This window comes from Streptomyces sp. NPDC025784, from assembly GCF_055558435.1.
The window spans coordinates 100,793-115,752 of sequence record NZ_JBVHMN010000010.1 but is presented as its reverse complement, the minus strand read 5'-3'; the positions used below and the strand labels follow the sequence as shown (position 1 = coordinate 115,752).

The 14,960-nt window shown below is 70.2% G+C and carries 12 protein-coding genes and 1 pseudogene; 5 read left to right on the top strand and 8 right to left on the bottom strand.

Annotated elements, in window-relative coordinates; all coding sequences use genetic code 11:
• Positions 1 to 152 precede the first annotated feature (152 nt).
• Positions 153 to 767: a hypothetical protein gene (locus ACZ4IF_RS22980; protein ID WP_467565502.1), complete on the top strand. Its 615-nt coding sequence runs from the start codon at positions 153 to 155 to the stop codon at positions 765 to 767.
• A gap of 153 nt (positions 768 to 920) precedes the next feature.
• On the opposite strand, the gene ACZ4IF_RS22975 is transcribed toward ACZ4IF_RS22980, so the two are convergent.
• The 6 genes from ACZ4IF_RS22975 to ACZ4IF_RS22950 form a co-directional block, all read right to left on the bottom strand.
• Positions 921 to 2,264, bottom strand: coding sequence for an esterase-like activity of phytase family protein (locus ACZ4IF_RS22975; protein WP_467565500.1), 1,344 nt, complete (start codon positions 2,262 to 2,264; stop codon positions 921 to 923).
• Positions 2,265 to 2,352: 88 nt separating this feature from the next.
• Positions 2,353 to 3,633 carry an SWF or SNF family helicase gene (locus ACZ4IF_RS22970; protein ID WP_467565498.1) on the bottom strand — a complete coding sequence of 427 codons (1,281 nt, stop codon included), beginning with the start codon at positions 3,631 to 3,633 and terminating at the stop codon, positions 2,353 to 2,355.
• The gene (locus tag ACZ4IF_RS22965) at positions 3,630 to 6,521 is read right to left on the bottom strand and encodes a DEAD/DEAH box helicase (RefSeq protein WP_467566026.1); all 2,892 of its coding nucleotides are present in this window, start codon (positions 6,519 to 6,521) and stop codon (positions 3,630 to 3,632) included. Before ACZ4IF_RS22965 ends, ACZ4IF_RS22970 begins: the two co-directional genes overlap by 4 nt.
• 147 nt (positions 6,522 to 6,668) lie before the next feature.
• A complete protein-coding gene (locus tag ACZ4IF_RS22960; RefSeq protein ID WP_467565496.1) occupies positions 6,669 to 6,971 on the bottom strand; it encodes a hypothetical protein in 303 nt (100 codons plus the stop codon).
• A gap of 191 nt (positions 6,972 to 7,162) precedes the next feature.
• Positions 7,163 to 8,209 (bottom strand): NAD(P)-dependent alcohol dehydrogenase, encoded by a 1,047-nt coding sequence (locus ACZ4IF_RS22955; RefSeq protein WP_467565494.1) that lies wholly within the window; start codon positions 8,207 to 8,209, stop codon positions 7,163 to 7,165.
• Positions 8,210 to 8,486: 277 nt separating this feature from the next.
• A complete protein-coding gene (locus ACZ4IF_RS22950; protein ID WP_467565492.1) occupies positions 8,487 to 9,473 on the bottom strand; it encodes an SDR family NAD(P)-dependent oxidoreductase in 987 nt (328 codons plus the stop codon).
• 1,287 nt (positions 9,474 to 10,760) lie between these two features.
• On the opposite strand from ACZ4IF_RS22950, the pseudogene ACZ4IF_RS22945 reads away from it, so the two are divergent.
• The 3 genes and pseudogenes from ACZ4IF_RS22945 (at position 10,761) to ACZ4IF_RS22935 (ending at position 11,962) form a co-directional block, all read left to right on the top strand.
• Positions 10,761 to 11,503 (top strand): annotated as a pseudogene (locus tag ACZ4IF_RS22945) (transposase).
• Between the two features lie 18 nt (positions 11,504 to 11,521).
• Positions 11,522 to 11,674 carry a hypothetical protein gene (locus ACZ4IF_RS22940; RefSeq protein ID WP_467565490.1) on the top strand — a complete coding sequence of 51 codons (153 nt, stop codon included), beginning with the start codon at positions 11,522 to 11,524 and terminating at the stop codon, positions 11,672 to 11,674.
• 105 nt (positions 11,675 to 11,779) lie between these two features.
• Positions 11,780 to 11,962: a hypothetical protein gene (locus ACZ4IF_RS22935; RefSeq protein ID WP_028800308.1), complete on the top strand. Its 183-nt coding sequence runs from the start codon at positions 11,780 to 11,782 to the stop codon at positions 11,960 to 11,962.
• A gap of 4 nt (positions 11,963 to 11,966) precedes the next feature.
• On the opposite strand, the gene ACZ4IF_RS22930 is transcribed toward ACZ4IF_RS22935, so the two are convergent.
• Positions 11,967 to 13,346: a tannase/feruloyl esterase family alpha/beta hydrolase gene (locus tag ACZ4IF_RS22930; protein ID WP_467565488.1), complete on the bottom strand. Its 1,380-nt coding sequence runs from the start codon at positions 13,344 to 13,346 to the stop codon at positions 11,967 to 11,969.
• Positions 13,347 to 13,494: 148 nt separating this feature from the next.
• Positions 13,495 to 13,815: a GYD domain-containing protein gene (locus ACZ4IF_RS22925; RefSeq protein ID WP_095932699.1), complete on the bottom strand. Its 321-nt coding sequence runs from the start codon at positions 13,813 to 13,815 to the stop codon at positions 13,495 to 13,497.
• Positions 13,816 to 14,354: 539 nt separating this feature from the next.
• Between ACZ4IF_RS22925 and ACZ4IF_RS22920 the strand changes: the two genes are divergently transcribed.
• Positions 14,355 to 14,867 carry a CAP domain-containing protein gene (locus tag ACZ4IF_RS22920; RefSeq protein WP_467565485.1) on the top strand — a complete coding sequence of 171 codons (513 nt, stop codon included), beginning with the start codon at positions 14,355 to 14,357 and terminating at the stop codon, positions 14,865 to 14,867.
• Positions 14,868 to 14,960: the final 93 nt, after the last annotated feature.

The window sequence follows — 14,960 nt, the reverse complement described above, 5'->3', positions numbered from 1 at the left end:
GTTCCCCTCCAGGGGGTTACGGTCCGCCTCCGGGCGGCTTCGGGCCGCCGTCGCAGGGAGGCGGGGGATGGCAGCCACCGCCGCCTCCCGGACCGCCGGGTGGCGGACCCGGAGGCCACCGGGGCGGACGGCGCAGGAACACGCTCCTCCTGGTGCTCGCCGCGATGGTGACCGTGGGTGTCGTGGTGGCCGTGATCGCGGTGGCGACCGGAGGCGGTGGGGACGGGAAGGACGACAAGTCGCCGGAGGCCAGCGGAAGCACGCGGCGGACGCCCGGTCCCTCGCTGAGCATCCCGTCCGGACTGCCCTCCGCTCCCTCAGAACTGCCCAGTGCCGTGCCGACCCTCCCCTCGGACCTGCCCAGCGACGTCGTGCCGAGCGACCTCCGCTCGCTCTTCCCGACGCCCGCGGGCAACGAATTGCCGTACTACATGCTGACCGCGGGGGACTGTTTCGACGCGGACGGCAGTCGGCCCGGACAGGCCACCAAGCGCTCGTGCAGCAAGCCGCACGACGCCGAAGTGGTGAAGGTGGCCGAGCTCGAAGGCACCTACAGCACCGACGCCGCCCTCAAGAAGGCGGCGTCGGCCCTCTGCCGAGTGTCCCTGGAGCACAAGGCGGCCAAGCAGTCCGCGGGCACCGTACGCGGCACGCTCGTGCAGTACCCGGATTCCAGCGGCTACCGGATCGGCATCGACAAAGTGGCGTGCAGTCTGGCGGCGGACGTCGGCAACGGCACCCACAAACTCACCAAGCCACTGAACTGAGCGGCACCCAGTCGTGCACCCACCGGCTCCGTCGCCGTCCACGCGACCGTGCGGCCGCCGGTCTCCGCGCGATCTCGTGGCCTGCCGGCCGACGTCCCGCGCGCCCGCCGGTCACGTGCCACGCGCGCGTGGCACGTGACCGGGCGGCGGAGGTCAGATCCCGTGCGGCAGCCGCACGTACGTCACCGTCGTCTCGACGCCGCTGTCGATCAAGCGTCCCTGTGCGTCGAACGCGCCCGACCCGTCGGTCATCCCGAAGTCGTTGTCGTTGATGAGGGCCAGGGTGTCGTGATCCACGCGCGCGACGCCCTCGATCTTTCCGGGCACCCCCGAGACAGTGCCCAGGTCCACGATCAGGTGCTTGCCCAGCACCGGGACACCGGCGGCGGCGGGGTCGTCGAGCTGCTCCAGGGAGGGCGACGTCGTGTCGTCGTCCCACGGGCCGCCGAGAATGTCCGCGTGCCGCGACAGCTTCACCAGGTGCAGACGCGCGGCCTTGTCGGTGCGCTCCTCGACGAGCAGCCGATCGCCTCCGACGGCCACCACGGAGGAGATCTTGAGCTCCGAGGTGTCGTCCTCGCTCGGGTCGACCACGTTCACGGGGTCGAAGCGGTAGGCGTACTCGGCGGTGACGGCACGCTTCTTGGGGGAGAAGCGCACCAGCCGGGTGGTGCGCGAGGCGTCTCCCGCGGCGCCGTCCGGCAGGGAGAGCGGGCTCTGCAGCGCCATCACCAGGTCGCCGCAGGGCAACAGGGCAAGCCCTTCGAAGCCGCGGTTGATCTTCCGGTGCAGCAGGACCGACGGCAGAGCCTCCACCACCGGATAGTCCGCGCCGGTCAGGTTCAGCCCCTTGGGCACGTAGCGCGTGAGCACCTTCCCGCGCGCGGAGACGTGGATCAGCGACGGCCCGTACTCGTCGACGAGCCAGAAGGTGCCGTCCGCGGCGCGCACGATCCCCTCGGTGTCCACACCGTTCGGGTCGGACGTGAGGGGGGTCTGCGCGTCGTAGGAGTACGGTGCCTCGTCGCGTCCCGCCTGGTTGGACAGACCGGTGACGGGCTTCCCGGAAGACGTGGTGATCGGGATCGCGTCGATCAGCTTCACGTCGTCACCGGTCACGCGGATCTTCACGATCGCCGGGTCGAACCCCGGTACGGGGAAGGTCCGGCGCTTCTTGCCGTCCACCTTGATCTGGCCGTTGGGGCCGCGGTCGGTGACCGTCCAGAACTCGCCCTTGCGTCCCGCCGGGTAGATGTCGCTCCCGATGCCGCCCAGGTCCACACCCCGGTCGTCGTCCACCGTGCCCGGCAGCAGTGAGTTGCTGAACGCGCCGAGCGGGACGTCGCCGAGCGTGGCGGTGCGCGTCACCTCCGGGTGCGCCGGGCCGCCGGCCGCGCTCGCGGAGCCGGCCACCGCGAGGGCGGCCAGCACGGCGAGCGGCAGGCCCGCTGCGACGGAACGGTGGACGCGGCGCCGGCCGACGGCGTGCGGGGACATCAGGCCTCCTGGAGCACAAGTTCAGTGTCAGCGGCCAGATTTGGCCTCGACCCCCAACACCGGGCGACCTTGGGATGAACGCCGCGCGTCAACCAGTCATCGGGTCTCCTCCGGCCGCGGCGAGGGCCGTCGCCGGGTCCCGTACCGCCGGCCCGGCGGGGGCCCAGCGGCCCCGCTCCTCGCGGTACGGCCACCACCTGCCGTCCCGGCCCAGACGCAACTGGATGCCACTGCCGCCGATGCCGACGACCGTCCAGCGGTTGTCGGCCGAGACGAGCCGCGGTCGCTCGTCCTCGTCCCAGGCCGACTCCAGGGCGTCACGCGCGCGTGCCAGCGATTCGCCCTCCACGGCCCACACGTCCTCAAGGACCGACAGCGCCGCCGCACCCCCGAGACGCCAGGCACGTACGGCGAGCCGCAGAGCCTCGGCGTCGCGCCCCGAACCCTCGGCCAGGCGCTGGAGGACAGCCTGGTCCGGGTCCGCGGCGGCCAGCCGCACCGCGTCCTGGGCGAGCGACAACCCCTGCCCGACCGCCTGCTGCCCGTGCCGGTCCGCGAGCGCCTCGCGGAGAAGCCGGTACGCCTCGCCCGCCGCGGCGGCCGCGAGGAACTCGAGCGCGGACGGGTCGAGCCCGGGCGCGGCGGCGGTCTCGGCGTCCAAGGCGGGCGGCGGCCCGGCCTCGGCCGGCAGGTCGGCGACAGATGCCAGCGACGGCAGGATGTCCCCGGCGGCGTACGCCTCGGCCGCGTCCACGCCCTCAACGCGCGCGTGGTCTGCATCCGACGGCTCCCGCTGCCGCGCGCTGCCACGCTCCTGGAGCTCGTCCAGCAGGACGTGCTCGGAACGCCCCCGCATCAGCAGCAGGACGAAGGGGTCCTGGTCGAGCAGCCTCGCCATCTGGTAGCAGAGGGCGGCCGTGTGTCCGCAGTGGTCCCAGGCGTCGCAGTCGCACTCCGCCTCCAGGTCGCCGAGCCCCGGCAGTAGTTCGATCCCGGCAGCCGCCGCGTCCTCCACGAGATGCGGCGGCATGTCGCGGTCGAGCAGCGCGGCAACGTGCCCGGCACGCTCCGCGGCCATGTCCAGGAAGCGGTCCCACTGTTCGTCGGACAGTTCCTGGAGCAGCACGTCCGCGCGACGGGCGGTGCGGTCGCGGTCCTGGACCACGGCCGTGATGCGCCCGGGGCGGACCGACACGGCACCCACGGCACCCGCACGTGCCAGCCTGCGGCCCGTCTTCACCTGCCCCGCGTCCAACGCCGCGTCCTCCAGGGCCTTGAGCCATGCCAGGCCCCACCACGTCCGCGCGAAGCCCCGCCCGTGCGCGGGCGGCAGCGCGGCGAACGTGCGTTCCTCGTCACGGTCCTTCATCGTGCGCCCCCTCGCAGTTCCACCAGGTCGGCCAGTTCCGCGTCCGTCAGTTCCGTGAGCGCGGCCTCACCGGAGCCCAGGACGGCGTCGGCCAGTTGCTGTTTGTGCCGCAGCATGTCGGCGATCCGGTCCTCCACGGTCCCCTCGGTGATGAGCCGGTGCACCTGGACGGGGCGGCTCTGCCCGATGCGGTACGCGCGGTCCGTGGCCTGGGCTTCCACGGCTGGGTTCCACCAGCGGTCGTAGTGCACGACGTGTTCGGCCCGCGTGAGGTTCAACCCCGTGCCGGCGGCCTTCAACGACAGCAGGAAGACCGGGATCTCACCTTCCTGGAAGCGCTCCACCATCACTTCGCGCTCGGTCACGGGTGTTCCCCCGTGCAGGAACAGCGTCGGCACACCGCGCGTCGCCAGATGACGCTCGATCAGGCGGGCCATCTGCACGTACTGGGTGAAGACCAGGACGCTCGCATCCTCGGAGAGGATCGTGTCGAGCAGCTCGTCCAGCAACTCCAGCTTCCCCGACCTGCCGGGAATCCTGGGCTGTGCTTCCTTGAGGAACTGCGCCGGATGGTTGCAGATCTGCTTCAGCCCCGTGAGCAGCTTCATGACCAGACCGCGCCGTGCGACGCCGTCCGCCTCCGAGATCTCCGCGAGGGTCTCGCGCACCACGGCCTCGTACAGGCCGGCCTGCTCCTTGGTCAGTGCCACGGCGCGGTCCGTCTCCGTCTTCGGCGGCAGCTCGGGCGCGATGCCCGGGTCCGACTTGCGGCGACGCAGCAGGAACGGTCCCACGAGGCGGGCGAGCCGCTCGGCCGCCGCGGGGTCCAGACCGCCCTCGACCGCCTGCGCGTACCGCGTGCGGAAGGCGCCGAGCGGCCCGAGCAGGCCGGGTGTCGTCCAGTCGAGGATCGCCCACAGTTCCGAGAGGTTGTTCTCCACGGGAGTGCCGGTGAGCGCCACGCGCGCGCGTGCGCCGATCGTGCGCAGCGCTCGCGCCGTGGCCGAGTAGGGGTTCTTCACGTGCTGGGCCTCGTCCGCGACCACCATCCCCCACGGCACCTCGGCCATACGCGGTGCGTCGAGCCGCATCGTGCCGTACGTCGTGAGGACGAACTCGCCGTCGGACAGGCCTTCCAGGGAGCGCCTGGAACCGTGGAAGCGGCGTACGGGGGTGCCAGGAGCGAACTTCTCGATCTCGCGCTGCCAGTTGCCCATCAAGGAGGCGGGGCAGACCACCAGTGAGGGTCCCGCGGTCGACTCGGCCGTCTGCCGGTGAAGGTGAAGGGCGATCAGCGTGATGGTCTTGCCCAGGCCCATGTCGTCGGCGAGACAGCCGCCCAGGCCCAGGGAGGTCATCCGGGCGAGCCAGTTGAGCCCCCGTGCCTGATAGTCGCGCAGCGTCGCGTCCAGCGCGGCGGGCTGCCCGACCGGCTCCTGGCCCTCGGGGTCCGCCAGCCGCACCCGCAGAGCCGCCAGCCATCCCGTCGGGCGTACGTCGACCCTGCGCCCGTCGACCTCCGTGGAGCCCGTCAGTGCCGCGCTCAGCGCGTCGATGGGCGTGACCTTCCGGTCCTGCCGGGCCCGGGCGCGTCGCACCTCCTGGGGATCCACGAGGACCCACTGGTCGCGCAGTCGCACGACGGGCCGGTTCGCCTCGGCCAGTCGGTCCAGTTCCGCGCGGGTGAGCTGCTGATCGCCCAGCGCGAACCACCAGTCGAAGGCGAGCATGGCGTCGGCGGACAGGAACGAGGGAGTGTCCGACCCTGCCTTCCCGGGGCCGCCGCCCGTGTTCCGGGCGGTGTCGCCGGCACCGTCCGCGTCGTCCGGCGGGCCGATGACCGCGCCGGTCGTCAGCTTTCGTGACAGTCCCTTCGGCCAGTGCACTTCGACACCCGCCGACGCCAGGCCGCGGGAGCCTTCGCCGAGGAGCTCGGTGATCTCCTCATCGGCGAGTTCCACGGCGTCCGGCACGGCCGCCGAGAGCAGCGGAGCCAGCGGTGTCCAGACGCGGGCGGCGCGACGCAGCCCGAGCAGGGCGTCCATCCGCGCGCGCGGGCCGAATCCGGTGGACCCCGACCACACGTCGGCGGCGTCCGCGACGAGAGCCGGATCGCTCACGCCGTGCAACTGCAGGACGGCACGGAACACCAGCCGCGCGTCCTCGGGAGCGTCCGGCTCCAGCCCCGGCACCTCGACGCGCAGAGAGATGCGTACGTCCGAGTCGTGCACGGCTGTGACGTCGTCGAGCCAGGCACGGTGTTGGGGCACGCGCTGCGGCTGCGGCGCCGCGAAGGCCGGTCCGCCCGCGGCGAGCGGCGCCGCCGCCGAGCGGGGCAGCCCATCGGCGACCGCGTCCAGGAACGCGCGCAACAGACGTTCCGGATCGGGCAGCCGCCACGGTTCGACGTCGTCCAGGGGGATCGCGTGCGCCACGGGCGGCATGGCGGCGGCAAACTCGCGGACGCGCTCCATGTCCTGGGCGCGCAGCGGACCCGCGCGCCACGCGTCGTGGTCGCCGGGAGTCAGGCCGGGCAGCAGCAGTCCGCGTGCGGCGAACTGGAGGGCGAGCACGGCCGCGGCGCTCCAGAAAGAGGCGGACCGGTGCGCCCCGGCGACGGCACGCGCGCGCGTGAGCACCGGCAGAGCGGCCCGCACCGGCAGCAGCACGGCGGGCACGGTCACACGCTCGACGCTCTCCTCGCCCAGCAGCACGACCGTCAGGTCCTCGGGGGAGCCGGACGCCACGGCGGGAGGGGAGTCGCCCTCCGGGCACCAGAACGCGACGCGGCTGGTCCGGGGCGGATCGGCCGGCACGAACACGGCACAACAGCGGGCCAGTTCGGCGATCTCGGCGGGAGTCGCCGCGGGAATCCTGTGCTCGACGATGACGCATTCCTCAAATTTGACTACCGGGTCGGGTCGCCGAGGGTACAGCACTCCGGGGTGCGGGGTGCGGGGTGCGGGGTGCGGGGTGCGGCGGGCGAGGTGGCTGGTGGCGAGTGGCTGGCGACGCTCACGGCGCTGACGGCGCGGTCATGACGTGGACCACCGGGCTCGGGGATGTTGCCAGCCCCCTGAGGATACGAACTCGCCCACCGGCAGATCAGGTGGGGTGGAGTCCTCATCGGCGACACCGATGAACAGCCATCCGGGCCATGCCCTGACCGGCACGTCGATCCGACGCGCGGCACCAGGCTGTATCAGGCAGCCGTCCGGCACCGCGTGGTGCACGACGTTGCCGACCAGCTCCGAGACGACGAGCCGGGCATCGTCGACCATGTGGCCGAACCCCCAGTCCTGGAGGCAGCCGCTCACCATGGTGCGCGTGGCGAACACGGTGCGTGAGGACTCGTCGAAGAGCGTCAGCGCTCACTGCTGTCGCGACTCCGGCCCGGCCGGGCATAACGACAGCGACATGCCTGCCCTGCAACTCCTCCATGCCGGGGCCTCGCGGCGTTCACCATCCTTGAGGGGCAGTGCTGCCGACGGCCTCCGCCGTCGGCAGCACTGCTACAAGGGCCTGTATGTCAGATCGTGTCCGCGTCGATCACGAAGCGGTAACGCACGTCGCCTTCCAGCAGTCGTTTGTACGCCTCGTTGATCCGCTCGGCACGGATCAGCTCGATCTCAGCACCGAATCCGTGCTTGGCGCAGAAGTCCAGCATCTCCTGAGTCTCCGCGATGCCGCCGATCGATGAACCGGCGAGGGACTTTCGGCCGATGATCACGGAGAAGAGGTTGAGAGAGATCGGCTCCTCGGGAATGCCTACGTTCACCAGAACGCCGTCGGTCTTCAGCAGGGACAGGTAGGCGGCGAAGTCGAGTGGCGCCGAGACAGTGGAGAGGACAAGGTCGAAGGTGCCCTTCAGATCCTCGAAGGTCTGCGGGTCGCTGGTGGCGCGGTAGTGGTCCGCTCCCAGCTTCAGGCCGTCGTCCTGCTTGCGCAGGGACTGCGAGAGGACTGTCACTTCGGCGCCGAGGAAATGGGCGATTTTCACGGCCAGGTGGCCAAGGCCTCCCATGCCCAGGACTGCCACCTTCACGCCGGGGCCGGCTCCGAAGTGCCGAAGTGGTGAGTAGGTGGTGATACCGGCGCACAGCAGCGGCGCGGCGACGTCGAGGGGGAGTGCGTCGGGTATGCGGACCACGTAGTTCTCGTCGACGACAATGACCCGGGAGTAGCCGCCGTAGGTGGGTCGGCCGTCCTTGCCGATCGCGTTGTACGTGCCGACCATCCCGCCACGCGTGCAGTACTGCTCGTTGCCGGCCTTGCAGTTTTCGCAGGTGCGGCAGGAGTCGACCATGCAGCCGACGCCCACACGGTCGCCCACCCGGAACTTGGTGACGCCGGGGCCGACTTCGGAGACGATGCCTGCGATCTCGTGGCCCGGCACCATCGGGAAGATGGACTTGCCCCAGCCCTCGTCGACCTGGTGGATGTCGGAGTGACAGATGCCGACATACTTGATATCGATCTGAATGTCGAACTCGCCCACTGCACGGCGTTCGATGGTGGTGCGCTCCAGCCGAGACTTGGGAGCGAGCGCGGCATAGGCCGTTGTGATGGTAGTCATCTGAGATTCCCTGGAATTTAGAGGTTGCCGACAGCCGAATGGCGCGAGACCTGGTCACGGCTACGCCGATCCGGCGGCCGGGTGGAACAGAGCAATCGAGAAGCGGCAGCACGTGGGCCCTCAGTCGGGCCCGGAACCGTACGCGCGCAGAACTCGGCCCCCCACCCGGGTGTGAAGCGAGGCTGGATCCCATCCGCCACGACGACCGGATGGGACGCCAGGCTCAAATGGCACTGAAATCGTCACGTTTTCAGTGCCGCTCTCGCGAAGATTCTGCTTACACGGCCGTTGCGGCGAGAGACAGTTCCCACAGACGCTCGGCGGCGTCCGGGTCGACCGCGTACGGGGCTACGCCGCCGGGGGACTTCCCTACGGCCTCGGCCGACAGCTTCTCCCCCTCATTGTTGTCCTCGAAGTAGCGGCCGCCGATTCCTTCCAGCTGGGGTGAGGTCGCGACCAGGATGCTCGTCGCGGAGCCCTGAGCGACCGACTTGAACCGGAACGGCGCGCCCTGGAAAGTGCCGAATTCCCCGGCCGCCGCGGCTTCGCGCAGCTGTGTGAGTTGTTCCGGCTCCATGTGGCGAGTCAGGTTCGTCCCCAGGATCACGCCGGGGTGGACGGCGTTGGCGGTGATCCCGTCGGCTGCCCAGCGGTTGGTCGCCCCGACCGCGAAGAGGATGTTGGCGGTCTTGGACTGCCCGTAACCGAGTCGCGGGTCGTAGGGGCGGGAGGTGAAGTTGATGTCGTCGAACTCGACAGGTGAGGCATGGTGGCCGCGGGAGCTCAGCGACACGATGCGCGCGTTGCCGGCCGCCGCGAGCGCGTCGTGCAGGCCGACGGCGAGCGCGAAGTGGCCGAGATGGTTGGACGCGAACTGCAGCTCCCAGCCATCCGGTGTGCGATCGAGTGTGGGCAGCTGCATCACACCGGCGTTGTTGACGAGGATGTGCAGGGGCCCCGTCCAGGTGCTTGTGAAGGCGGCGATCGACGCCTTGTCCACGAGGTCGAGCCGGCCGACATGGACAGCGTCGTTGCCGGTGGCTCTGCGTATGTCGGCCGCGGCCCGCTCGCCGGCGTCCGTGTCGCGGACCGCGAGGGTGACCGACGCGCCGGCGCCGGCGAGAGCGCGCGCGGTCTCGGTACCGAGACCCGAAGCGGCGCCGGTGACGACTGCGCGCTTGCCGGAAAGGTCGACACCTTCAACGACCTCGGCGGCCGTCGACTCTTCTCCGAAGGGGGTGCGGATGCGCTGGGTGGATGTCATGACCTCAAGTCCTAGTCAGTCGGGTAATCAGGGATGCGAAGCTCGGTAGATTTGGGTTCAGATTGCATCTCGGCGGCTCCGGCAAATGGTGCGCCCATTCGCCAGAGAGACGATGACTCAAGCCAGCGGCCGAAGAGTTCTAATCCCAAGGATCGGATCCGTTACCCGACCGTTATTCTAGCGGGCTATCGAGGTCAGCCAGTACCGGATCTATCTGGCGCACGGTGCGCCTCGGGGGGTGTGATTTTGTGTCAGCCGCAGTAGGAGGTCATACCTAATACGTAAGAGGAAACGGGTCTTTGTCATTTCTGCACCGATAGAGGAAAATGCTTTCGTTGCCGGAGCAACTGTCTGGCGTGCAGAATTGAAGAAACTCCGCATTCAGAGGTCGGCCAGCCGTCGCGGCGACGTCATGGCCACCGGGCATCGGCGAGGGCATCGCAGGCATCGCCCCGTGGCAGCCGCCGGCGGCGGTGGCCGGAGCACCATGCATGAGGAAGAGGCCGAACAGGACCGCGCATACCGCGAGCACACGGGTTACGCCTGCCTGCCCACCGCCCACAGCGGTTTCCCTTCCTTGCGCGCCGACCGCGTACGATCCCGCTCGGCCGATACCCGGGCAGGGGTTATCTCAAGTGGCGCCTCAGTTGAGGCCTGCCAAATGCTGCGGGCTGGTGCCACACGGGTCCCTCTCCACCCATCGGGCCGGGGCCTGAGGGCGTAGAACAACTCATGTTTCAGCCACGTGGAGCACATCCCACCGTCGAGCCCAGGACGCACTCGGCGACGAACCCCTGCGAGCCTCCTTCCCGCTCAGGAAAGGAGGCTCGCAGGGTCGTACAGGTCACGCAGAAACCGAGCCGGGCCTCAGACCCGCTCCACCTCGTACACGATGTGGAGCGAACCCTCTGGGCACGGCAAGGGCGCCCGGAGGGGTGATGGCAGCGCCGACGGGCGACTGGGCAAGACGCCGACCGCGGACAGTGCGGCCGTCCCCTCGTCCTCGCTCGCCCCCGCCAGCGCCTCGATCACCCGATCGAGTGCCCCGCTCACACCAGTGAGAGTGACCGCTCGCGGCCGGCGTCGAACCAGCGTTTCTTGACCGTCAGAGGCAACAACTTCTTGCCGGTCGGGCCGATTTGTACGGCCGTATCCATCTGCGGGCAGATGCCACAGTTGAAGCATGGGTGCCAGGGACAGGCCTGCACCTCGATCTCATCAAGGGCATCCGTCCCGCTCCAGCCACACCGCGCGCACCCCCGAGACCTCAGCCAAAGGGCTACATTCATCAAGGTGTTGCCACCGGCACCCGAGCGGCGCCACCGTCATTACGGACGCTTGTGTGTGCCGGATCGGACTGCGCTCGCAGGCATCATGTACGTCCTGCGGACTGGTGCCGCCTGGCGTCGCGTTCCCGCAGAGACCGTGGGCTGCTTCGGGGTGACAGCCTGGCACCGGCTGCGGGACTGGGTTGAAGCCGGCGTCTGGGCCCGCCTGCTGGCCGCGGTTCATCGATCCGGGGCCTGAGTGGGCGCCCCCGACGCAGGCCTCGACGGTTGTACGCCGACCGCGGCTACGACTTCGGCAAGTACCACCGTCTGTTGTGGAAGCGCGGCATCAAGTCGATGATCGCCCGCCGTGGCATCGCCCACGGTTCCGGCCTGGGCGAGGTCCGCCGGGTGGCCGAGCGCACTTTCGCCTGGCTGCACGGGTTCCGGGACCTGCGTCGCCAGCCGCCGGCCGAGCGGGCCGTGGAGGCCCTGCTCCTGGCCGCCCACGTCGTCGCCTGTGCCACCTTGCTGCTGACCTCCATGTCCCCGGGCAAGGCTCTCGCCTTCGCCGCCGTCCACCAGGCACTGTTCGGCCTCCACCTGGGCCTGTCCTTCGCGCCCAACCACAAGGGCAAGGAGATGCCCGACCCCGACGGTGAACGCTGGGGGCATCTGCGTCGCCAGGTACTGACCTCACGCAATGTCCGGGGCGGCGCCCTGACGGACTGGTTCCTCGGCGGCCTGAACTACCAGATCTAGCACCACCTGTTCCCCAGCATGCCGCGCCCCCATCTCCGTCTCGTCCAGCCCCTGGTGCGCGCGCACCAGGGGGAGTTGGGTATCCCCTACGCGGAGACCGGGCTCGTCGACTCCTACCGGCAGGCCCTGCGCCACATGCACGAGGTGGGTGAGCCCCTCAGGGTCGAGTAAGGGGCACACCTCAGGGACGTATCAGGGTCGCGGTCCGGAACCGTCGGGCACGGGGACCCGTTCTCAGAACAGAGAGCGGCAGCAGCCGCGGAGGAGGCGACACACATGTCGAAGAACGCGAAGATCGCCGCAGGAGGCGTGGCGGTCGGCCTGATCCTGCTGATCTGGGTGCCCTGGTGGGTCGCCTTCCTGATAGTGCTGGGCGTCCCCGCCGCCGCGTACCTTGCGCTGGACCCCTCGCAGCGGCGCAGGCTGCGCCGCGTCACGCGCAAGGAGCTCGGCCGCTGAGACGTCACCGACGCCGTGCGTCGCCCTCCAGCGCGCAGGAGCCGACCACGTCCGCGCCCGCGGGCCTGCCGACGGTACGGTCCGCGGGCGGCCGGACGCCCCGCTCCACCCAGGCGGTCAGCGCGTCGAACGAGGACCGGTAGCAGGGCAGGATCGGCCGCAGCCGGTCCGGGTAGGTGTCGTACAGCCCGTCGACATGCGTGCCGCCCTCGATCACGTAGTAGCGGTGCAGCCTTCCCCGGCCCTGCTCGTCGATCATCCGCGCGTACACGTCGGAGTCGGCCGCCTCGGGCAGCAGTGCGTCCAGGTCGCCGTGCAGCGTGATCATGGGCTTGCCGATCCGTCCGGACAGGGCGACCCGGGCCACGGCGCGGTGGACGGACGCCGGCCGTGCGGCGAAGTCGTACGCGGCGTCGGAGGCGCACGGCGCCAGGATCTGTTCGGCGGAGGACCCGGCCGAGACGCCCGGGCAGTCGACGTCGTACGAAGGGTCGAACTCGGCCCGGTAGATCTTCTGTGTCACCCCCCAGTAGGCCTTCTCGTGGTACGGCCACAGGAACTCGGAGCCGTGGGCGAACCCCGCGTCGTACAGGGCCTCGTCGCCCGCCGAGCCGAGCGTCCGCGCCACAGCGGCCGGCAGCGAGGTGAGCAGGTTCGGCCCGTGCGCGGTCCACAGCGCGCCCTCCCAGTCGACGCCGCCGTCGTACAGCTCCGGGTGGTTCTCGAGCTGCCACCGGGTGAGGTAGCCGCCGTTGGAGATGCCCGTCATGTACGTGCGTCGGGGTGCGTGGCCGTAGCGTTGAGTGACGACCTTCCGGGCGGCGCGGGTGAGCTGTGTCGTCCGCGCGTTCCATTCGGCGACGGCGTCACCGGGCCGCTTCCCGTCGCGGTAGAAGTCGGCTCCGTTGTTGCCCTTGTCGGTGGCGGCGTACGCGTATCCCTGGGCGAGCACCTGGTCGGATATGGCCGTGTCGGTCGCGTACTGCTTGCGTGTGCCGGGCGCGCCGGTGACCACCAGACCGCCGTTCCAGTGGTCGGGCAGCCGGATCACGAACTGCGCGTCGTGCTGCCAGCCGTGCGTGGCGTTGAAGTGCGAACTGTCGGGGAAGTACCCGTCGATCTGCACGCCGGGCACCCCGGACGGATTGCGCGTGCCCTTGGCCGTCAGTCCCGCCTGATCGGCCATGTCCGTGTACGGGGTCCCGGCGAGGCCCGAGGTGGTCAGGTCGGCCAGGCACGCACTCTGCTGATGGGCCGCACCGGGCACCGTGGCCCTCTCCTGCCGCGCACAGTGCCCCGCGCCGCCGTCGGCCGATGCGGAACCGGGCACGGTCAACACCATCAGAGCTGCGGCGAACAGGGGGACACCACGAGACACATGCATGACCGGCCTCCGAGACAGGGCGCGAGAGCTGAAGGGGAGCGAAGCGCTGCCTCATGGTGCGGAACAGTCCCCGGCTCGACCATGGGGTCGGACCACATGGAACGGACGCCGCATATGGAGAAATAGGCCGGTCCGAAAGCCCGTTGGGCTACCGACCGGGGGCGCGGAAGGGCACCTGTCGACGGGCGGCCTCGTCGATCTCGTCCAGCGTGAGGAGGGGAGTGGCCCGGGTGTGGAGGGCGCCGCTGGCCTTGACGGTGAGGCTCGCGGCGGCCATGGAGACCGGGTCGGGGAAGTCGACGATGATCACGATGTCGTCCTGCCCGAAGGCGAAATACATGGCCTCGACCGTCCCGCCGAGACCGGTCACCACCTGGTCCACGGCGGCGCGGCGGCCGCTCGCGCCTTCGTCGAGCAGACCCTTCGTGCCCTCGGGCGTGTAGGTGGCCTGAATGAGGAACTTCGGCATGGGGACGCTTCCTGTCCGTCGACGGTCCGATACGCAGAGTGGGCTTCCCGCTGGGGCGGGAGCGCCACGTGCCGAGCGGCCGGATTCACCCGTTGGAAGCGCGACCTGTTACCGCTGATGAAGTGTCACCCAGGGGCACTGCGAGGGCTCCTGTGGGCAGCAGCCGACGGTTGTACCCACACGTGGGGCCAGGCGTGTGAAGCGGCGAAGTGCTTGCTCCGGACAGCGTTCCTCCGACAGGGCCGTCAACGACCCCTCGCGTCCGGGCCACCCTTCGGGCTGGATTCGTGGCCCGGCCGCACCGGGCGTAACGTGGAGTTGTACGAGCGCAGGCGCAGGGCACCTGGTGGGGGCCGCCGGTGGCCAAGGTCCTCCGGACGGTCGCATGCCGTGCTCGCGTCCACCCCGCGCTCCCTCGGCCGGGCCGAACCGGCCGGCGTCGCACGCAGCCGGCCGCACAGTGTGGGCATGCAGGACTGCGGTCCCGCGCCGCATCCGGGCCCCCGAGGGAATCACCCTTCCGACCGAAGGCCACACCCATGCGCACCACCACACGAATACGTCGTCTCTGCGCCGCCACCTGCGCGGCACCCCTTCTGGTGCTCGCCGGAGCAGCCGGCGCCGGTGCCGCCACGGCCACCGTGCCGGCGAACACACCGAACGTCCTCCAGGCCACGCCCAGCGAGATCCTCGGTCTGGTCAACGCCGAACGTGCGAAGGCAAACTGCCCCGCCCTCAAGGAGAACGGCGATCTCACCAAGGCCGCCCAGGTCTTCGCGGACGACGCGGCGAAGAACAACCTGACGAACCACACCGGTTCCGACGGCTCCAGCGCCTCGCAGCGGGTCAAGGACACGGGCTACAAGGTGAACGAGTCCATCGGTGTCGGCGAGAACATGGCTTGGGGCAGCTCCACCGACGCCAAGACCATCGTCGACGGCTGGATCAAGAGCCCCGGCCACCACGGCAACATGGTCAATTGCAGCTACGTCGACACCGGCGTCGCCGTCAGCGGCAAGTACGCGGTGCAGGTCTTCGCATCGCCCGCGTGACACCGATTACCTGACGGACAGTGATCCGTGCGACGGGCACGGCCGGGCTCCGACCGGGTGGGCGGAGCCCGGCAACCGTCATGACCCGGGAAG